This is a genomic window from Richelia sinica FACHB-800, from assembly GCF_014698825.1.
Taxonomy (GTDB): Bacteria; Cyanobacteriota; Cyanobacteriia; order Cyanobacteriales; family Nostocaceae; genus FACHB-800.
Genome location: NZ_JACJTT010000048.1, coordinates 19,957 through 41,392 on the forward strand (window position 1 = coordinate 19,957; position 21,436 = coordinate 41,392).

Here is a 21,436-nt window from a genome sequence, read left to right on the forward strand (position 1 = left end):
ACGAAAAGAGTGATGAAAATCAGTTTTATTATTAAACTAGTTCTCCCAGTTTTGATTATCATTATCTGCTTGATTGTTTATACAAAATTAGAAAGTGGCAATAATCAAAAAACTAAACTTTGTGATAACAATAACACGTTAACTCAAATTCCAGTAAAAAATTATGATCAAAATGGGGTGAATAAGCGTGATGGTACATTTATTGTCGATGTAGACTTAAATAAACAAAGAAATTTAAAAGCTATTATTTTTCCCAAAGCATTGTCTCCACAAACTTGGTCAAAAGTACCCCAATCATCGATTCAATATTTGGGTAAAGGAGGAGATGAAAGTTGGCGAGAATGGCTGAGTCCTGATTACTTTTATCTGCTCACAGTTCCTGACAATACAACGGGTTTAGCTTTCGGTCGGCTTTGCTATCGTAATGGAGATGTAGAAGTTGAGCCAATCAAAAAATTACAGAAAATGTGGCTGGGAAAGATAAAGATAAATGATAAAATCTCCATTTATTCTCCTGTTTTCATACCAAATCCAAATCAAAATATTGTCATTGTCAATACTGGTAGTAATTATCGAGATGAATTAGGAACAGTTACAGAGGTTTATTTCACCCCACAGCAGATGAAATCAGATTAGCAAGTATAGATTTTAGATTAATTAAAGAGCAACCGAACCTAATACCAATTTTTCTGAAGATGCGTATATTTGGATAGCTATAAAAGGCTTAATCTAGTATTAACAAATATAGACGTAAAAATATACTGAATGACATAACCCATCATGCTAGCAATAGAATTATAGCCATGGACAGAGCGGCTAGGACATTAACTAACAATAAAGCATGAGACAGCCAAAGGTTTTTAGCACTGTCACCATTCGGCTGACGGAGTAGTTTCGACTACGCTCAACTACCGTGTTGTCGAAACTCACGGTGAAGCCTGTCACCTGCTATAAATCTTAATCTCATCTATATTCACCCCTATCTGTACAAACAAATGAGAGATTGTGATACTTTTAAAAAATAATAAATTCTTCTGTATTTTTAGTGCTGTTTTGGTGTAAAGAGTGGCTAAAGATTCCCTTCCAGAAAATTTATACTTTGTGTAAAAAATGCTCAGAAGTAGCTAAATTTACTGAGTGAAATACCCATTTTAAAGAAAATAAAGTTGATATTTTTTATTTTTAATTCAGTTGACCTCCGTATTATTAGAGGTGATAATTAATCTTGATTTATTTTTTCTGTCTTCCTGTTATTACTCTTTACCAAGAGTTACTACAGATTATCCCCACAAAAATTTCATGATTCTCTCGCTCATTACGTCTATTGTGCTATCTGAAACCATCTTTTCTTTTGCTGAACATCAGATGCACGAAAATTTCATGCATAAGAAGGTTTTGCCTCGACGGTTTTATCAAAAACCATACATCATATTACAAGAGATATTTGAAGGTCATGCTGTCAGGCATCATGGGGTTTGGTATCGTGATTTCGATTTTGAAGCCAATCCTGAGGGAAAAAACGATAATATCAAGTTTCGCTTGGTAGATATCTTAATAGTATTAACTTGTTTATTACCTATAGCCTGCTTATTTTTTAGCTTTTCCTTATTAGCAGGTGTAACTTTTATTGTCATGTTATTGATACATGCTTTTCTCTGGAATACGATGCACAGTCAGATGCATTTACCTCAGCCAGTATTTTTTGCAGACTGGTCTATTTTCCGGTGGTTAGCGGTTCACCATTACATGCATCATCAATTCACTAATAAAAATTATAATATTGTCGTTCCTTTGGCTGATTATATTTTAGGGACTAAAATCGAGCCAAGAAGAAAAGATTTACGTGAACTTTTACGTCTAGGCTACTTGAAACCTAAGTCACCTAAAACTGAAATCAGGTTACAAAAAATACGGAACAAAATAGCCGCCCAACGTGAGGCTATTTTGGTTGGTTAATCATGGGAAGCACGAGGTTGAGGAAGGTCTGGAGAAATAAATACTGTCACCTTTCTCTTCCACACTTGCCCCAAAAGAGGCGATCGCGTAAGAATATAAGTTAAGAAGCCTTAATTTCTCTTAACAATGGCGTTGACGCAGCTTTCTCAAACCTTCTCTCCTCCGCAAATCTCCACAGACCAGCGGGGATACGATTACGATGTTGTCATAGTCGGCGGTGGCATTGTTGGTTTAACCCTAGCTGCCGCTTTAAAAGGTTCTGACCTGAGTGTTTTGTTAATTGAAGCAAAAACCACATCGGTGTCTGTCACCAAGGGTCAGGCCTACGCTGTCCATATGTTGTCAGCACTGATTTTACAAGGAATTGGGGTATGGGAAAAAATCCTCCCCAATATTGCTAAATATCAACAGGTGCGCTTGACGGATGGGGAATATGGTAGCGTGGTCAAGTTTCAAACCTCCGACTTAGGAACACCAGAGTTGGGGTATGTAGCGGAACACCAAGCATTATTAGCACCGTTACAGGAATTTGTCCAGAATTGTCCCCATGTTACCTATTTGTGTCCGGCTGAGGTGGTAGCGACACAGTACCGGGAAGATATAGTTACAGTTGATGTGAAAATTGGCGACCAAACCCAAACAATTCGCAGTAAATTACTAGTAGCTGCTGATGGTTCTCGCTCACCAATTCGCCAAGCGGCAGGGATTAAAACTAAGGGGTGGAAATATTGGCAGTCTTGTATTGTGGCTTTTGTGAAGCCGGAAAACCCCCACAATAATACCGCCTACGAAAGATTTTGGCCGAGTGGCCCCTTTGCGATTTTGCCTTTACCAGAAAATCGCTGTCGCATCGTCTGGACTGCACCCCATGAGGAAGCACAAGCCTTGTGCAGCTTAAATGATGAACAATTTTTAGCGGAACTGGGTAAACGCTTTGGTCAGCAGATGGGTAAATTAGAATTATTGGGCGATCGCTTCGTTTTTCAGGTACAACTAATGCAGAGCGATCGCTATGTTCTCCCCCGTCTCGCCTTAGTTGGTGATGCGGCACACAATTGTCATCCCGTCGGTGGACAAGGTTTAAACTTAGGGATTCGCGACGCGGCAGCTTTAGCAGAAGTGATCCAAACTGCACACCAAGCTGGTGAAGATATTGGCAAAATCAACACTCTCAAACGCTATGAAAGTTGGCGACAAAAAGAGAATCTGGCAATTTTAGGTTTTACCGACTTGTTAGATCGGACTTTTTCCAACACCATATTACCCATTGTCATTATCCGTCGCTTAGGCTTGTGGGTATTGCAGCATGTGCCAATAGTCAGAGTATTTATGCTCAAGTTAATGATTGGGTTGAAGGGAAAAACACCAGCATTAGCCAAGCGATGAGTAGTTAATTTTATATCCGGTGCGATCGCTTTTCCCTGCTCTCAGGTAATACTAAGAGAGTATTGATTACGAGTTTTTCTATGCTCAAAATCTTTCAACGCCTTCGCACCTGGATATTTCTTAGCCTGATTTGCCTAACCCTTACCTGGTCATTCCCTGCACAAGCAGACACCAAAGTTAATTCCCAACTAGAACAGCAAGTATTACAAATACTCCGTCAAAATCCAGAAGTTATCATTGAATCGATCCAAACATACCAGCAACAACAGCAGCAGAAGGTACAAAAATCTAGACAGGAATTTATTCAAGCCTTACAAACCAATCCCAAAGAAATTATTGGTAACTCTCCCACCACTGGGTCAACTAACCTCAAAACAGTCCTGATTGAGTTTTCTGATTTTCAATGTCCCTATTGTGCTGAGGCACATAAAGCCCTCAAAGATTTGTTAGCCAAATATCCCAATCAATTCACCTTAGTTTATAAACATTTTCCCATCACCCAAATTCACGCTGAAGCATTACCCGCAGCTAAAGCCGCTTGGGCCGCATATCAACAAGGTAAATTTTGGGAGTTCCACGATGCCCTATTTACCAATCAAAAACAACTGGGTGAAACTCTATATTTAGATACTGCCAAAAAACTGCAATTAGATTTAGGCAAATTTAACCGCGATCGCAATTTAGCCACCAATGCCATCAACACAGACCTAGAAATAGTGAATAAATTAGGTCTAGGTGGTACACCTTCCTTTGTGATTACCAGTCCCAAGTTCTCAGGGCCAATTCAACTGACAGACATAGAAGGTGTATTAGCTGGCAACAACTCATCCACCAAGTAAAACGAATAAAAAATATCCAAAAATTTCTTTTGGTGCGGGCCGAACAGCCCGCCCTAACTCACGGTTTAGTTATAGGCAAAAGAATATCTTCTTTTTCATCCCCCTCTCCCCCTCTCTTTCTGTCACCTGTCACCTGCTATATAATCTCACTCAGATTTAGCGGTAATTACTTCCGTAGGACGTAAAACCTTTCCCCGCCAAACAAAACCCTTTCTCACCACTTTAGTAATAGTTTGGTCTGGCACATCTGTTCTTTCTTCTCTATCCACAACCCGACATAAATTAAAATCTGGTTCGTTACTTTGTAGTTCTATGGGTGCAACTTGACGTTTAGCTAAAACGCCGAAAAATTTACGATTAACTACACTAATCGACCTGGGTAAACGAGAAATAAATTCTGGACTAGGTTCAGAGTTATTTTCTAAATATTCTAGTAAAGCTTCTAAGGCATCAGCAACTTCTAAAAGTTCTAAGAATAACTCTTCATTTTCGGCTGTGGCTTGGGTTTGTTGTTCTCTTAAAGATTGTTGTAATAAAGTGTTTTCTTTTTGTAGAGAACCAATTTTATCGACGATTAAGTCGCGTAATTCTGGAGTGAGAATATAGCTAGATGTTACGTCAGACACGGGAAATCTCTTGAGATAGCTTAGGTAAGATATGTTGGGCCCAAGTCTTAGCCTGGGGGTGAGAATGATTACTCAACTCCTGACAAAGAGCGATCGCACGTTGTAATTGTCCCACCATTTGATAAGCTTTAATTAACCATATTTTTCCTTGGGCGTAATCAGCACTGGTGGGGTCTTGACAGTTGTGACAAAAGTCTTCAAGATACTTAATCGCCTTGGGATAGCGTTTATCCTTACAAGCAGCAATGCCTTTTTTGAGTAATTGTGGTACAGGAATGGGTAAAGGTTCTCTCTCTAAACGTTCGTGGTGTTCTGCTTGGGCGATCGCTTGGTCTAAATCATCAAATTGTGGTAATAATTGGAGATTGGGTGCTGTCTGCCCTAAAGCCGATAAGTCGCTAGCTTTGAACCGCTTAATGGTTGGTAAAATAGGACGCAAATAGTCAGCAATAATCCTTTCCTCTGGTTTCATTAAGCTTTTTTGCGCCCTAGCAATGACATCAACAGGATATTCCTTACGCTTCATTGCTAACGCTACAGCTTTGGTAATTTCCACCTTTGATGCTGCGGGAGATACCCCCAAAATATCATAAGGATTATTTTGCATGACACACCCTGTAGTTATACACCCTGATTTAACGAAGTCTGAGGCTACGATACACGTCTTGAAATTCTGGTTCGTCAGGACAGATTTCGTAAGCCCATTTCCCTAATTGATAGGCTGTTTGCGGTTCATTTAAATTGCTATTAGTAATGCTATTAATCAATATATCAATAAAAAACTCCGCTACGACATATCTAACTCGATCACGGCGAGAATTTTTGGCTTTCTTCACCATGATTTCATATTCACCTTGTTGAAATAATCTTTCTATTTCTTCTAGTTCTCGACTGAGTTCTAAATTCTCAATTAAATCGAGAAGTACAGGATTATTAGCATCAATTTCTTTAATTGCTGCTAGTTGTTCTAAGGCGTTCGATAAATCGATGTTTTTATTGACTAATTGTGCGCGAATTGCCTCGGCTTTGTATTCAGCCAAATAACTGCTAGCTGCCTGACTGCTGAATATGTCATACCAAACTTGAGCAAAACTTAAATGCTCACTTACATCTTGAATAGCTGCTCTTTGTAACAAACATAGTTGGTCTAATTCTCTTTGCCAATCAGGATTTAATTGAATTTCCCCTTGGGCTTGTTGGAGAAATTTGACGGCATGATGCCATTGCTGTTGCTGGAGATAATAACAGCCTTCATAGTAAGCGACAAAGTTCTGAGCAAAGGTTTCTATTTCTGTAGTAGGATTTGTCATGGGCTTGAGAATCATTGCCCTTTCTCTATCTCCGGTTAGACAAGCAGCAATTGCCATGCCCCAAGGCGTATACAGAGCAGATAAAACTCGCTGTTGAGAATTAAGTTGAATTTCTAAATTTGACCAATGACTTTGAAAATAGGAATAACAACTAGGAGTCAAAAATATCTCGTTAATCTCCATCCCTGATGGTGATGACTCCATCATTAATTGCAAAGCTGCCCACTCTAAGCGCAAGCGATCGCGTAAATTTAAATACACTTCAATATCAATATCTTTTTGCTCATCGACTGCGGTTTCTAAACGGCGTTTAAATTCTGCATATAGCAGATGATAATCAATACTTTGATTGCCTAACCAAGGAATATCTTGCAAAATTGGATCTTTACGGATATTTGCTAAAGCTGTGGGCAAGGCAATAATTAAATTAAAAATTTTATCTGGGTAATTTTGGACATAAAAATATGTGGCAATTGCCCAATTATGTAAATTAGTAATATTCGGCTGTTCAATCCATTTTTTTTCAGTGACTTCAGTGATGGTTTCCCAATCATGATTTTGCCAAAATTCCGCAGCTAATCTGGGTTGAATATGTTCATACAAATTAGCTTCAATTACCGGATTAACGCCAAATTTTTGGAAAAATTCTGTACTCAGTGTTTGGGCTTGTAGTAAATTGCCACTGTGAACTGATGTTTCAATTTCTTGAATTAACAGCAGTCGTTGACGCTGGGAAACTTGCCGTAAAGTTTCCTTTTGTCTCACCATGATAGGGTCAGATACAGTTTGCCATTGACGATAAGCTAATTGTAAATTGCCTTGTCGAGCCAGAGCTAATCCACGTAAATAAGCCGCTTGTTCTCCTGTGACACCTTCTAAGTAAGCTAGTGCTTCTTGCCAATTTTCTGTTTTAATTGCTACTATGCCTAAACGAATTTGACAATCGTTAGTATCCGCTAAAAGTTTTTGAGCGTGGCGATAAAAAGACTCTGCTGCTGGAAAATCGCCATTTTTCTCTGCTTGTAACCCTTGACGAAACTGTTCACGACCTTTCACCACAGCCTTTAATTGCTTGAGTAAATCGATACCATCCAGCCGGGGAAAGGCAGTAATAGTAGTTTCTAATAAAGCGATCGCCCCCCTGAATCTGCCTTCCGATTCCGCTTGTTTTACCCGTTGTAAAGCCGATTCGTACTTTTCCTCCTGGGGAACCAAAGCCATAGCCGCAGCGATCGCTTGCTTAATTTCTTCAGTGGGATATAATTTCCCGGCTTGGTGATAAATAGCAATAGCTTGTTTAAAATAATGCTTTTTTGCGTGACTTTCTCCTGCACTCATCAACTCCTTAAACTGATGACGACGGGCTAATTCATCCTGACATTGCTGAATGGCCTTGGTAACTTTTTCATCTTCAATGATGTCATCACAGCGTTGATAAATAGCGATCGCTCCCGCTAGGGCTTGGGTGTCCAAAGGATTGCCAGTGTCTGTTTGCAATGTCCATTGGGCATTAGTGATGAGTTTATTAGCTTGAGCTATTTGTTTACGCCACTGGGATAATTGCTGTTTAAGTTCGTCTAAACTATTACCCAAACAGGTATGAATCACTAACTTGTGTGGCCAATCCTTCCTTCCCGACCAAGTAGCGATCGCTGTTTCTGCCATGGCCACAGCTTCCCGTAATCGCCGATTTTGGGCGAGTCTTGCAGCTTCTTGGCAGGATACTTTGGTTGTTTGTAGTTCCTGCCAAATATCGACAATTCCCACGCCAGAGATAGCTTTACTCAAAGAGTTCAAACTATCAAGGACGCTCATTCACACCTCCCTTACAGTTACTGGGAATTTTTAATACCTCACCGATATTAATTTTACTTTCCCTTTGCTTCAGTTCGGGGTTAACTTGCACGATTTGTTGCCATACACCTGCATTACCGCAAAATTGTGCGGCAATTTTACTCAAAGTGTCCCCAGACTTCACCGTATAGGTTCTCAACTCTTCCGGGGTGGTAGGCCTGACTACTGGGGCAGTAGTTGCTGGTGTGACATTGGCAACAGTGGAGGCGTTCTGATTAGAGATAGAAGCATTGTGAAAATTATTTTGCAGGGCAAAAAAACTACCTCCTGCACCCACAGTAATGCCAATCATTAACATGAGAATTGCCACACCCTTTGTCCAAGGGTTTTCCTGTGGTAGTACCTGTTCTACTGGGGGTAACTCCTGGATTCTGCGAATGACAGATAAATCTGTATCGCAGTTAGGACAAATGTTACCCTGAACTTCCTTGTATCCACAAACAGGACAATTAAGTTTTATGCTCATCGTCTGAGTCCTGTAATAATGCTATTAGTTGGTAATTCCTGATTTAACCAATAATGTACATCTGGTTTTAATTCATTCCAGAGGTATTCGGCCTCATGACCATTACCCCTTGCCATTGCCACTAGCAGCCGAGAAAGTTTATCAGACATAGCATTAGCTTGAGTTGGTGCTGCCGTCTTGGCTTGTTGGAGAGCGAGAAAACAGGCTTGAATCAACCTCACATCTTGGGGAAGATTGTGTAGTTCTCTTCTCGCATCTTCAGTATCAGCCTGCATCTGAGAGATGTTATTGCTATTAATAGCAGAGTGCAACCTTTGGCTCAATTCTACCAGGCGTTCCTGCTGGGTTTCGGGAATCATAAATGCACATAATGCCAAAATGCGATCGCATTCATGAATAATTGTCTCCGCTTCCAACCGTTCAGGAGACATGGATACTTGAAATTGTTGTAAACTAGCGCGAGCGCGAGCGCCTAAATCAGTTCTTTCAACACCAGTTTTGGGATCAATAATCTCATTGGCCAACTGTACCACAGGCACAGCCAACTGGAGAGCCGCTTCCACACCCGTAGAGGTTAAATCCTGTTCATTGAGTTGAGCGATCGCTACTTCTAAGTCCCGATATATTTTCTCATCAGCACGACCGCGGGAAAACACACAACTCACCCGCACCGACGGATCATTTTTCAGAGTTGCCATCATTCGCAAATCGCTATTTTTCTCGTCCAACTCCAAAGTCACCAGAATTTCCGTGCCCTCTGGATATTTGTCATCTAAACCCAGCCACATATCCCCAATAATTTCATCTTCCTGCACCCCGTCTAAATTTTCCCTCACTCCATCAGGGCTGAAAAATTGAAAGTGAATTAACCGCTGTCCCTCAACCACAGTTTTAAAGGTATGGGCCGTCTTCACCGGCAGAATATCCCCTCGATTAATCACTGGATACTTACCATCTGCCAACAACAGAAAATAATCACGAGAAACAGTAGTTACCTTATCAGTTAATCCAGCGGCCACAATTGCCGCACCCTCGGCCACCGCATACATCGGTCGGGGATGAAGCACCACCTTATTTTCACCAAAAGCTGCTTGCAATTTCCGTTGCACCAAAGGTATTTGGGAAGAACCACCCACCAACAACACCACATCCACCATTTCCAGATGATAATCGGCGTATTTTAAAGCCTCTCGACAAATTTGCAGAGAACGATCCACCAAATCCTCAATTATGCCCTCAAATTGCGTCCTGGTAATTTCCACTTCAATAGGAATAGCAATTCCCAATTCATCTAATAATTGAGTAGGTGGGGCAATTCGCGCCACTGTCCCATAACTTAATTCTACCTTCGCTCTTTCCACCGCTATTTTCAAATCAGCCGCAAATCGCACCCGTTGATAGAAAGGCATCTTGGCAATCAAAGCATCAATATCAGCGATTTTTTCTGTTAGGGCAATTTGGTCTTTGACAAACTTCACCAACCGAGAGTCAATATCATCACCTCCTAGCCACAAATCACCCGCTTTCCCATGTTCAATAAATTGGTTTCCCGCTGCCGTAATCACAGAAGCATCAAAAGTCCCACCCCCAAAGTCGTAAACCAAAATCGTCTTCACATCATCACTATCTGGGGCAAAACCGTAGGATATAGCCGCTGCTGTTGGTTCCGGTAACAATTCCAGGGGAGTTAAACCAGCTTTGAGGGCGGCTGTACGAGTTGCGTGGCGTTGTTTATCGTTAAAGTAGGCAGGAATAGTAATGACTGCTTGGTCAATCACTTCCCCAGTCATTCCCATACCCTGACGATAGGCTTGGGCATTTTGCACCACCTTTTTGAGAATCTCTGCCGAAATATCCTCTGGCTGATATTCCTGACCTCCCAACCACACCGCCAAACTATTATCTGTCCCTTGACTAGGTTGGGCAACTTTATAACCAAACTTGGCTTTTTGTTCCTGTATCGCTAAATCAGCAAAACCCCTACCCATCAACCGCTTGATAGAAATAATCACATTTTCCGGGTCATGGCGTAGCTGATTGTATGCCTGTTCGCCCACCAACAGCTTACCCTGTTCACAAGCCACCACAGAGCGTGTCAGTTTTCTATCTGGGGGTGTGTTATCACTAGCTGTCACCACTTCCACATCTGCCAACTTGAAGCCAGCTACAGAATTAGTAGTTCCCAAATCAATCCCGATTGCTTTCCCCATTCTTGATATGCACCCCAGCTTTGATGGTAAACATTTTTAACAATAGCGGCTGACCCAGATTGCTCACCAGACCTAAAAATTAAGAGTTATAAATTACTAAAAACTATATATAGCAGGCATTTTAGCCATAAAAAACTATAAGCCAATCCTACAGGCATCCTATAACAAAATAGTTTACTTTTGAATTGTTAAATTTACTGAGAGCTTTGAAATTCTGGGGTCAACTATTAATATTTGCTGTGGGGTTGGAGATGACCAGAACTGAGCAGGAGCATTAAATTCCCTTGGGCGCAGATAAACGCAGATAATTTTGTACTTTATTACAGTAGGAAATGTTATAATTATAGACCCTGCTAATAGTCCACTGTGTATTTATCCTTGATGATAAATAACAAAAGTTTATTGGTCTGCTTTCAATTCATCTATCTCCAATAAACTAATAATCACTCCAGCAATGGGAACTGATAGAAAAACTCCTATTAATCCCGCAATTCTCGCACCTATTAATAAGGCGAAAAACATCACCACTGGATTAATATTTAAAGAGCCTTGCATAATCCGAGGCATCAACAAATTTTCTTCGACCTGTTGCAGTAAAATACAACCTATTAATACCTTAATACTCAGCCAAATTCCTTGCGGTAAAACAATCAAAGCTGCAATGCTAATGCCTAATGTCGCTCCAATGCCTGGAATCAAATCAAAAATTCCGGCAATGGTAGCTAAAATTAATGTATAAGGCACTTGTAAAATTAAAAATACAATAAATGTAGAAACTCCAAAGAAAACTGATAATATTAGCCGTCCCCAAAAAAAGCCTAAAAAGTTGCGCTGAATAGCACCTGTAATTTGATTACGCAAATGTTCGGGAAAAAGTTTCAGAACGAAGTTCCAAAGACTTGCACCATTGAGCAACATAAAAAAAGTTACAACGGCAATTAAAATTAGATCAACTAAGTTGGCGAGTAATCTTTGAGCAGTTCCTAAACCCACAGCAATTCCTGCTAAAGCCTGGTTGCGAATTTCTGCTTCAATGGCACTAAAATCTACTTGCAAATTCCACTGTAGCAATAAATTTTGTAGTCTTTCTAATAAAGAGATAACGAAATTAACGAAATCTGGAGATTGCTGAAGTAATTGTTGTCCTTGAGATAAAGCTGCAAAACCGATTGTCAATGTAAAACCAATCAGAATTAAGAGACTGAGCAAAAAGACTATCATCACTGCTACAGTGTGGGGTAAAAAACGCTGTAGCCACTGCACAGGATAATTGAGTAAAAAGGCTACAACGGCTGCCAAAATAAAAATGACGATTACCGTGGAAAAGTAAGCTAAAACTTGGACTATTCCCCACCCAAGGGCGAAGAGAAGTAAGTAGCGGAATAATTTGTTGGTACTTATTTGTTCTAACAATTTATTGAATATGGGATTTACTGATAATTTTTGACTTAGTTTTGCTCTTCAGAATTAATATGATAATTATTACTAAATTACGGTAAACCGCTTAACTTGACAGTATCAATATCTGTTGATATCTCAATTCTTGGTCGCATTAATGCCTCTTTAGCGGCTCTGCGTTTATCTAATAAAAGTGAATGGCTGTTTTTAGTCCTGAAATTGAAATTCAATCAAGAGGATCAAAACGGTTGACGAGTGAGGCTACTAGAATCATTGGTAAACCCACTACTAAACAAATGAACCATTGATTTAAACTCAAGGGAGCAGTAGAAAATAAGTTATTCATTAAGCTCCACTGACTGAAAATTATTTGTAAAAATATCGTCGTAGCAATGCCAATTCCTATAGCAAAAGCATCGCTGAATGTTTGTCTAATTCCTCGCAGTTGATTAATTATAGCCATGCCTAATTGACTGATACTTAAAAGATAAAATAGCCTACCAGCTACTAAAGCTTGAATGGCCATTGTTCGACCTAAATCAATACTGCCTGTGGTTTGTTTGATCCATTCAAATACACCAAAAATTAAAATCCAGTTAAAGATAGAAATGGCCACAATGCGCTTAACCAAACTTTTTGAAAGTAAAGGTTCGCGGGGGCTACGCTGTGGTTGTTGCATAACTCTTTGAGATTTCGGCTCAAAGGCTAGAGGTACAGTCATGGCAATAGAGTTAACCATATTTAGCCACAAGACTTGTAAAGATAAAATTGGTAATTCTCTGGCAAATAAGACGCTAATTAAAATCGTCATTGATTCACCACCGTTAACAGGTAGGATAAAGGCGATCGCTTTTAATAAATTCCGGTAAACAGTCCGCCCTTCTTCCACAGCAGCTTCTATGGAGGCGAAGTTATCATCAGTCAAAATCATGTCTGAGGCTTCTTTGGCGACTTCTGTACCCGCACCCCCCATTGCAATCCCAATATCTGCTTGTTTCAAGGCTGGTGCATCGTTGACACCATCCCCTGTCATCGCCACTATCTCGCCTTTTGATTGCAAGGCTTCAACGAGGCGGAGTTTCTGTTCTGGCGCAACACGGGCAAATACTGAACCATCTTCTATGGCTGTAGCTAGTTCTGATTGCTCCATTTGGGCAAGTTGACTACCTGTAAAAGCCAACACTTCACCATTTTTATTAAAGCCCATACGCTGGGCGATCGCTCTTGCTGTGACTGCATGGTCGCCAGTAATCATTTTGACTTGAATACCTGCTCTCTGACAGGTTTCCACTGCCTTAATCGCCTCTGTTCTAGGCGGATCAATCATTCCTTGCAATCCCAAAAATACCAAATCCTGCTCGATATCTCTATGGTCGAGGGTATCTTGAGTAGCTGAGACAGATTTTTTTGCCAACGCCAGCACCCGTAAACCCTGGTTCGCCATCACATCAACTTCTTGATGTATGGTGTCTGCATCAACAGAGGTCTTGTTACCCTCCCTATCTAGCATCTGCTGACAACGTTTGAGAATGGCTTCTACTGAACCCTTAACGTAGATGGTTCTTTGGGAGGAACTTTCGCTCTGATGCAAGGTTGCCATATATTGAAACTCAGACTCAAAGGGGATGACATCTAGCCTGGGCATTTGAGTATCTAAGTCGCGGCGATGTAGTCCCACTTTATGAGCAGCAGTAATCAATGCTCCCTCGGTAGGATCGCCCACAACCTGCCATTGTCCATCCTTTTGTTCTAGGTGCGAGTCATTACATAACAATCCAGCTTGCAGACATTCTGCTAACACAGGGAAATTCTGCCAGTCTATAGGCTGTTCATCTGCTAAAATCTCTCCTTCTGGCGAGTAACCTGTACCTGTGACTGTATATTGTTCCCCACCTGCATAAATTGCTTGTACAGTCATCTGGTTTTCGGTGAGCGTCCCTGTTTTATCAGAGCAGATGACTGTAGCACTGCCCAAAGTTTCCACGGCTGGCAATTTCCGCACGATCGCATGGCGGCGAGCCATACGGGAAACACCAATGGCTAATGTTACAGTTACTACTGCTGGTAAACCTTCAGGAATGGCACTCACAGCAAAAGCCACAGCCGCCTCAAACATTCCCGCCCAGGAATTGCCGTAGGCCAACCCCACTGCAAAGGTCATTGCAGCGATGCCCAGAATAATGTACAGCAAGGTACGGCTAAATTTATCAAATTTTCGCGTCAAGGGAGTTTTTAAACTTGTTCCTTGTTCAATCAGTTGGGAGATACGTCCGGTTTCTGTGGCTTCGCCAATAGCTACGACAATTCCCTTACCAGTACCAAAAGTGACAAAGCTACCAGCATAAGCCATGTTAGCCCGTTCTGCTAAAACTGCATCTACTTCAACGGGTGCGGTATTTTTTTCAATAGCGACTGACTCACCCGTTAGTGCTGATTCATTAACTTGCAGATTGCGAGATTTTACCAAACGCAAATCCGCCGGGACTTTATCGCCAGAAGTGAGTAAGACGACATCTCCTGGTACTAACTCTGTCGAGGGAACTTGTACCTTTTGACTGTTGCGGAGAATAGTGGCATTGGTTTGGACTGAAGAAGCTAAAGCTGCGATCGCACTTTCGGCTTTTGATTCTTGAATAAAACCGATAATGGCGTTAATCAAAGTTACGCCCCAAATTACCCCAGCATTTACCCACTGTCCAATTAAAGCTTTAATGGCACCCGCAATCAGCAAAATGTACAGCAATGGCTGGTTAAATTGCAATAGAAATCTGATTATTGGGTTCGTTCCCGATTTACCCTTAAGTTCATTAGCACCATAACGTTCTTGCCGTTTTACTACCTCATCTGAAGTTAAACCTGTTTCTGGATTGGTGTTTAAGTTCTGAGCGACCTTCGACGTGGGTAAATTATGCCATTGCTTTGGCTGGGTGCTTATTTCAGATGTTGCTGTCATGTTTTTGCATCAATTTGCATCCAGATGATTAGTTATGTGGTGATTAGCTAATCTTGTTATTGCAATGATTTTTTTAAGGAGTAGTTGGTGTTGCAGGTGGTACTGTGGGTGGTGTATTTGTGGGAGGCTGTGTAGCAGGTTGACAAGCCCCTAAAAGTAGAATTAAACCAAAAGCTGAAGCCAGAAAAATCAATTTTCTGTCCATGATTCCTCTTAGTAAAGATTAATTGAATATGAGCAAAAAAGCTCTTAAATATGGCTATATTCTGATTGATTTGCTGAAGTTTTACATCCGTCGTTGGTCGTAGCAACTCCTTTATTCATCATAGTTATAGCTATATACCAATTTTTTCTGAAGATGCACATAATAATACCCCCTGATGCCAATGCAGCAGGGGGACAGCAAAGCTGGGGGTATAAATAGCCAGGACATTAACTAAAACTGAGACACTGGCTTTTAGCACTGTCATCTACTATAGTTTCAACGCATTTTCTGGAAACGATATCTCGATTGAATTTACACTTTGCTAGTTACCGCTAGATGATGAAGGTGGTGCGCTTTGTTCAGAGGAAACAGGCTGTTCTAAACGTCTGCGTCGTCTGGTGGGTTGAGAGGAAGTATTACCACTGCTGCTATTAACTGAAGGAGTCTGGTTAATTAATCTGCGTCTTCTTCTTTTTCTGGTGGGTTCCGATGAAGAAGAATTATTTGCAACTTGTTGTCTTCTTGGTGATTCGGTAGATGTTGCTAAATCTCGTCTACGGCGAATTCTTCTTGTAGGAGTAGTGGAAGATGAACTAGCAACATTCTCACTGGTTGATGCTACTAACCTTCTTCTCCGTTTGGGTGTCGTGGTGGCAGAGTTACTAGCGGTATTAGTAGATTCACTATTTCTCGCTTCTGTTTCTCGTTGTCTCTTGCGTTCTTGTAGTTGACGATGACGTTGAGAACCTGCGATCGCATATTCTGTCCCAATGGTTACCCCTTGTCTACCATTAGAGCTTTGCTTGAGCTTCCATTTTCGTGCTCTTTCTAAATGTTCTGCATCCAATCTGTCGTTACCACTGGATCTCAACAACCGCACATTAGTAACATTGCCATCTGCATCGGTATCAACGGCAACTTCTACCCTGCCTTCCACTCCTCTGCGTCTCGCCCATTCGGGGTAATTGTTATTACATTCTCGACAAGCGGCACGACCATCACCAGGACTGGAATTAGTTCTTAGTTTAGGGGTTGTTGGTGCTGTAGCTACGGTTGTATCACGACCACTACCATTACCAGTGTTGTTACCATTTCCATTGCCACTGCTGCCACCAGCACCATTACCAGAAGCACCTGATGAATTAGAGCCTACGGTACCATTACCCTGTCCTGTACCTTCTGAGGGTTGTGTGGCTGTTTGACTACCTCGCTGGTCTCTAATCCCTGCTAATAACTTGCTTAAATTAGCACTAGGTTGGATAGATGCGTCTACTGTGGTGCTATCTGAAGAAGATGGTTGACTAAGTATGTTTTGAGGTTGAGATTGAGGTGCTGTTTTTTCTGATACGTTGTCTTTGGGGATGGAAGGTAAGGGTTTCAGAGGTTCTATTTTCTCAATTGGTTGAGTAGGGACTACCCTGCTTTGCTGTGGTTCTGGTGTTGGTTCACTTCTATTAATAGTCAAACCACCACTAGGCTGACTCTCTGCATGATTAACAATCTGCGGTTTTTCCACTACATCTGGTTGGGGTGGTTCTACTTCTTGTATGGGTTCTGGTTTTAGTGGGGTGTCTAAAATAGTTACTTCTAAAGGTTCTTCTGCGATGTCCGGCACTTTCAGCAGGAGATTTCCCAGGCCAGAGACGAGCAAACTTATATGTAGTGCTAACGAGCCTAGCAAACTATAAACCAAAAAAGTTTTGATTGTTTTTAATTCTTGTTCTCGCTGCTCTACAGCAGTGCCGGAAAAGCTCATAGATTTATTGCTACGTATTCTCAGTAACTTTGAGAGAATATCAAGAATTAAATGCAAATGTCAATCATTTAGTTGAGAATTATTTCTTTGCTATCTAATCTCTGGATTCTACCAAAGTATTGTCAATAAATAGCTTGAGGCTTTTCGCCCACAAATAAAAAGATAAGATTTAATGAAAAAGGATAAACTCATTGACAAATATTTTCATTTATTTTAGATTACTTTGAGAAGATATGTCATTTAATTGACTGAGCGTTAGCCAGACTGAACACAACCAAATAATTCGTTGAGGTTAGGTGTAGGCAGAGGAAATATCATTTGCTTTCCGTAACCAACTCCCAGTTAAAAATAGTGATTCTTCTTTGTAGCTTTAATTCTAAGTAAATAAATTTCATCTAGAAACGTCAGAAATCGTACATGGACATCAAAAATTTGTTTATCGCCGGTGGTGTGGTCATGTGGCCGCTGCTGGGTTCCTCGGTATTGGCAGTAGGATTAATTGGCGAGCGCATCAAATTTTGGGTAAAAATCAATACTCGACAGCAAAAAGTAGTCAGAAATGTGCTGAATCTCTATCGCCAGGATAATGTGGTCAGTACAATTGATACACTGCGAAAGAACGCAGATTTGCCTATTGCTAGAATTTTTTTAACGGCTTTGGAATTAGAAGAACCCAACCCCGAAGAGTTTCGCTTGGCGTTGGAAAGTGAAGCACAGGCAGAAATCCCCGCACTCAAACGCTTTACAACAATTTTTGATACTATTATTGCCCTTTCACCCCTGTTAGGATTACTGGGTACTGTATTAGGATTAATTACCTCTTTTGCTTCTCTGAATATTGGCGATGTGGGTGGAACAAAAGCGCCTGGGGTAACTAGCGGTATTAGTGAGGCCCTAGTTTCTACGGCGACCGGATTAATTGTGGCAATTTTTACTCTCTTATTTGCTAATACTTTCCGGGGACTGTATCAGCGACAAATGGCGTTGATTCAAGAATATGGTGGACAGCTAGAACTTTTATACCGTCGTCGCTACGAACGAGGAGAAAAGACCTATGCGTCTACAAGATGAGCCAGATATACCAGCACAAATTAACATTGTGCCGATGATTGATGTGATATTTGCGATTTTGACGTTTTTTATCATGTCAACTTTGTATTTAACTCGTTCCGAGGGTTTACCAGTTAATTTACCGAAAGCTGCCACAGGGAAAACAGACAAACCTGCACAGGTAACGGTGACAATTAATAATACTGGAGAAATATTTCTGAATAAGGAAGCGATTGGTTTAGACCAACTAGAAGCCGGAATTAGACAAAAGGTGGAACCACAACAACAGTTGATGGTTGTACTCAATGCAGATGAAGAAGTTAATCACGGCCAAGTAGTGGCAGTCATGGATCAAGTGCGGCGAGTTGAGGGTGCGAAGTTAGGTATAGCTACTCGCAAATAGTCAATGTTTAATCAATCAATATTCATATTTAACAAAGGAAAATCTGTGAAGATTTTACCCTTTGTACTGAGTTTGCTATTGGTTTTGCTATTAGGAAATCCTGGTTTTTCCTATCCAGTGAAATCAACAGAGTTACTTTGGGATACTTACGGTATACCCCATATTTACGGTCAGGATAATGAGGGTGCATTTTATGCCTTTGGTTGGGCGCAAATGCACAGTCATGGTAACTTGTTACTGCGTCTGTATGGCCAAGCTAGGGGACGTGCGGCCGGGTACTGGGGAGAGAAATATGTAGCTTCAGATAAATGGGTGCTGACCATGGGTATACCTGGTCGTGCTCGTGCTTGGTATCAAGCCCAAAGCCCTGATTTTCGCCGTTATTTGGATAATTTTGCGGCTGGGATTAATGCCTATGCCCAGGAAAATCCTGATGCTATTGATGATGGAGTAAAGGTAGTTTTACCTGTTACAGGTGAGGATGTTTTAGCTCATTTGCATAGGGTCTTGCATTTCACCTTTGTTGTGAATCCCGGTATGCTTGCGGGTATGCAGAAACAAGAATCGCAAGCAGGTTCTAATGGTTGGGCGATCGCTCCATCTCGTTCAGCTAGTGGAAATGCTATGCTATTGGCTAACCCCCATTTACCTTGGTCAGATTTGTTTTTGTGGTACGAAGCCCAAATCACTGCACCAGGAATTGATGCTTACGGTGCAACTTTGGTAGGAGTTCCCGTTTTAGCGATCGCTTTTAACAATAACTTAGGTTGGACTCACACTGTCAACACCCATGATGGTTGGGATATTTACAAATTGCAGTTAACTGACAAAGGTTATTTGTTTGACGGTAAAGTTCTACCATTACAAACTCAAACCCTGTCTCTCCCAGTTAAGCAAACAGACGGTAGCATCAAAGAACAGCCTTTAGTCATCAAAAGTTCCGTTCAGGGACCAGTAATTTCGGAACAAGGGAATACAGCTATTGCTTTGCGGGTTGTGGGACTAGACCAACCTGGAGTGTTGGAACAGTGGTGGGATATGGCAAGGGCCGAGAATTTACCACAATTTGAACAAGCACTCCAGCGTTTACAGCTACCCATGTTTACAGTCATGTATGCAGACCGCGCAGGACATATTATGCACCTGTTTAATGGTCAAGTACCTGTACGCTCTCAAGGGGATTTTGCCTATTGGGAAGGTATAATTCCCGGTGATACCTCTAAAACCCTGTGGACGAAAAACCACCCCTATCAAGACTTACCCAAGGTAATAGACCCTCCTAGTGGTTGGTTGCAAAATGCCAATGACCCACCTTGGACAACTACCTTTCCACAAGCTATTAAAGCGGATGATTATCCAGCATATATGGCTCCCCGATTTATGGATTTTCGGGCCCAGCGTTCAGCGAGGATGCTAGATGAAGATCAAAAAATTTCCTTAGCAGAAATGATTGCCTATAAACATTCTACGAGGATGGAATTGAGCGATCGCATTCTTGATGATTTAATTCCCGCAGTCCGGAAATATGGCAATAAGTTAGCACAGCAAGCTGCCGACGTATTAGAAACATGGGATAGACAAGCTAATGCTGATAGTCGCGGTGCAGTTTTATTTGCAGCTTGGGCAGAAAAATTAGACTTTGATCATGCCTTCAGTCAACCTTGGAAGGAAACGCAACCGCGCACCACTCCAGATGGTTTAGCTAAACCTCAAGAGGCAGTGAAACTATTAGAAATAGCTGCCAAGGAAGTAGAGCAGAAATACGGCAGTTTAGCAGTTAATTGGGGAACAGTATTCCGTCTCCAGGTTGGTCAACAAGATTTATCTGGTAATGGTGGTGATGGATATTTAGGCATTTTTCGAGTTGTCAACTTTGCACCAAAAACCGAAGGAAGTTTTCAAGCTGTCAGTGGTGATTCCTTTGTGGCAGCAGTAGAATTTTCTCAGCCTATAAAAGCAATGGCAATTATCGGTTATGGAAACGCCACACAACCAAATTCACCCCATAGAAGCGACCAATTACAACTATTTGCTGACAAAAAATTGCGTCCAATCTGGCGTACTCGCCAGGAAATTAATGCACATTTAACGGAACGCAAAGTATTTACCATTGAAGGTAAGAAGTAGAAACAAGGAGTAGATATTTAAACAATTTTTTGGCATTGAATCTTGGTGAGATGGATGAAAAACTACAACCATCTCAACCACATTCAAAGACTAATTTTTGATTTTTTATTTTTACACCGATATTTCCACATCACTAAACCAGTGATAAAAAGCAAAGTCGGAATTAACCCAACAAAAACATAGATAATCCGGCTAGTTAGTCTCCAAAATGTCCCATAGTGTAAATATTCAAAAGCATAAAATACTTGGTCTGCTAATGATAATTTCAAACTATTAACTACTCGTAACACCATACCGCTGTACTGATCTAAATATACGCCGCTACTCCCAGAAAATACAAGTTCATGGGGTTGACTTTTGTGGATATAAACAGCATCTTCTGGTTTACTGGGAATATTGACTGCAAATGTTGATGACTCAGGGAAAACATTATTGGAAATTTCCAATAACTGAGAAAGTTTTAAAGGTTCTTGATTAGGAATTGGTGTAGAAGTTACCTCTGGTGGTTGGGCTGTAAAAGTAACTGCATAAATTACGGGATAAGTCCAATCATGAAAAAGCCAACAAAAACCTGTAAATGCAGTAAAGGATAGAAAAATAACGCTAACAATGCCGCTTACTTTGTGAATATCAAAATTGACTCGTTGGGGATGACCATCCCATTTAATTTTAAATCCAGCAATTAGCTTGCGCCAACCAGGCCATAAGATTAAGCCAGTAACACACAAAATAAATAAAAATAGTCCACTAATCCCAATAACTATTTCACCATTTCTACCTAATAACAAACGTAAGGATTCAGGTGGTGGGGTATTGACAAGTGTGGTATGGGAAGCAGAATATAGCAATTATGGAAAAAGACCTGCCACCAAAACTAGACAGTGAAAGCTTAAAACA

17 protein-coding genes are annotated in these 21,436 nt (G+C 40.9%); 7 read left to right on the top strand and 10 right to left on the bottom strand.

The window, feature by feature from the left end; translation table 11 throughout:
• Positions 1–12: 12 nt before the first annotated feature.
• The 4 genes from H6G73_RS21920 (at position 13) to H6G73_RS21935 (ending at position 4,181) form a co-directional block, all read left to right on the top strand.
• Entirely contained in the window at positions 13–636 is a 624-nt protein-coding gene (locus tag H6G73_RS21920; protein ID WP_190608316.1) for a hypothetical protein, read from the top strand.
• Positions 637–1,299: 663 nt separating this feature from the next.
• The gene (locus H6G73_RS21925) at positions 1,300–1,956 is read left to right on the top strand and encodes a hypothetical protein (protein WP_190608317.1); all 657 of its coding nucleotides are present in this window, start codon (positions 1,300–1,302) and stop codon (positions 1,954–1,956) included.
• A 126-nt stretch (positions 1,957–2,082) separates the two neighbouring features.
• Positions 2,083–3,342, top strand: coding sequence for an FAD-dependent hydroxylase (locus H6G73_RS21930; protein WP_190608319.1), 1,260 nt, complete (start codon positions 2,083–2,085; stop codon positions 3,340–3,342).
• Positions 3,343–3,422: 80 nt separating this feature from the next.
• Positions 3,423–4,181, top strand: a complete 759-nt coding sequence (locus H6G73_RS21935) for a DsbA family protein (RefSeq protein ID WP_190608321.1) — start codon at positions 3,423–3,425, stop codon at positions 4,179–4,181.
• Between the two features lie 146 nt (positions 4,182–4,327).
• On the opposite strand, the gene H6G73_RS21940 is transcribed toward H6G73_RS21935, so the two are convergent.
• The 9 genes from H6G73_RS21940 to H6G73_RS21980 all read right to left on the bottom strand — a co-directional run bounded on the left by H6G73_RS21940 (position 4,328) and on the right by H6G73_RS21980 (position 16,959).
• Positions 4,328–4,807 carry a nucleotide exchange factor GrpE gene (locus H6G73_RS21940; RefSeq protein WP_190608322.1) on the bottom strand — a complete coding sequence of 160 codons (480 nt, stop codon included), beginning with the start codon at positions 4,805–4,807 and terminating at the stop codon, positions 4,328–4,330.
• Positions 4,800–5,414 carry a molecular chaperone DnaJ gene (locus H6G73_RS21945; RefSeq protein WP_190608324.1) on the bottom strand — a complete coding sequence of 205 codons (615 nt, stop codon included), beginning with the start codon at positions 5,412–5,414 and terminating at the stop codon, positions 4,800–4,802. The genes H6G73_RS21940 and H6G73_RS21945 overlap by 8 nt, the downstream gene beginning before the upstream one ends.
• 28 nt (positions 5,415–5,442) lie before the next feature.
• The gene (locus H6G73_RS21950) at positions 5,443–7,932 is read right to left on the bottom strand and encodes a peptidase M, neutral zinc metallopeptidase site (protein WP_190608325.1); all 2,490 of its coding nucleotides are present in this window, start codon (positions 7,930–7,932) and stop codon (positions 5,443–5,445) included.
• On the bottom strand, positions 7,919–8,437 hold the full coding sequence (locus tag H6G73_RS21955; RefSeq protein ID WP_190608326.1) for a LysM peptidoglycan-binding domain-containing protein: 519 nt from the start codon (positions 8,435–8,437) through the stop codon (positions 7,919–7,921). Before H6G73_RS21955 ends, H6G73_RS21950 begins: the two co-directional genes overlap by 14 nt.
• Entirely contained in the window at positions 8,434–10,647 is a 2,214-nt protein-coding gene (locus H6G73_RS21960; RefSeq protein ID WP_190608327.1) for an Hsp70 family protein, read from the bottom strand. Before H6G73_RS21960 ends, H6G73_RS21955 begins: the two co-directional genes overlap by 4 nt.
• A 399-nt stretch (positions 10,648–11,046) precedes the next feature.
• Positions 11,047–12,060: an AI-2E family transporter gene (locus H6G73_RS21965; RefSeq protein ID WP_190608328.1), complete on the bottom strand. Its 1,014-nt coding sequence runs from the start codon at positions 12,058–12,060 to the stop codon at positions 11,047–11,049.
• Positions 12,061–12,271: 211 nt separating this feature from the next.
• A complete protein-coding gene (locus H6G73_RS21970; RefSeq protein ID WP_190608330.1) occupies positions 12,272–14,998 on the bottom strand; it encodes a cation-translocating P-type ATPase in 2,727 nt (908 codons plus the stop codon).
• A gap of 73 nt (positions 14,999–15,071) precedes the next feature.
• The gene (locus H6G73_RS21975) at positions 15,072–15,203 is read right to left on the bottom strand and encodes a beta-Ig-H3/fasciclin (protein WP_190608331.1); all 132 of its coding nucleotides are present in this window, start codon (positions 15,201–15,203) and stop codon (positions 15,072–15,074) included.
• Positions 15,204–15,525: 322 nt separating this feature from the next.
• The gene (locus H6G73_RS21980; protein ID WP_190608333.1) at positions 15,526–16,959 is read right to left on the bottom strand and encodes an energy transducer TonB; all 1,434 of its coding nucleotides are present in this window, start codon (positions 16,957–16,959) and stop codon (positions 15,526–15,528) included.
• A gap of 417 nt (positions 16,960–17,376) precedes the next feature.
• Here H6G73_RS21980 and H6G73_RS21985 point away from each other — a divergent pair, with 417 nt between their 5' ends.
• The 3 genes from H6G73_RS21985 to H6G73_RS21995 are packed head-to-tail and all read left to right on the top strand — an operon-like array spanning position 17,377 to position 20,539.
• Entirely contained in the window at positions 17,377–18,030 is a 654-nt protein-coding gene (locus tag H6G73_RS21985) for a MotA/TolQ/ExbB proton channel family protein (RefSeq protein WP_190608334.1), read from the top strand.
• Positions 18,014–18,412 carry an ExbD/TolR family protein gene (locus tag H6G73_RS21990; RefSeq protein WP_190608336.1) on the top strand — a complete coding sequence of 133 codons (399 nt, stop codon included), beginning with the start codon at positions 18,014–18,016 and terminating at the stop codon, positions 18,410–18,412. Before H6G73_RS21985 ends, H6G73_RS21990 begins: the two co-directional genes overlap by 17 nt.
• A gap of 3 nt (positions 18,413–18,415) precedes the next feature.
• The gene (locus H6G73_RS21995; protein WP_190608338.1) at positions 18,416–20,539 is read left to right on the top strand and encodes an acylase; all 2,124 of its coding nucleotides are present in this window, start codon (positions 18,416–18,418) and stop codon (positions 20,537–20,539) included.
• 83 nt (positions 20,540–20,622) lie between these two features.
• Here H6G73_RS21995 and H6G73_RS22000 read toward each other — a convergent pair whose 3' ends face one another.
• The gene (locus H6G73_RS22000) at positions 20,623–21,387 is read right to left on the bottom strand and encodes a PepSY-associated TM helix domain-containing protein (protein ID WP_190608340.1); all 765 of its coding nucleotides are present in this window, start codon (positions 21,385–21,387) and stop codon (positions 20,623–20,625) included.
• Positions 21,388–21,436 lie beyond the last annotated feature (49 nt).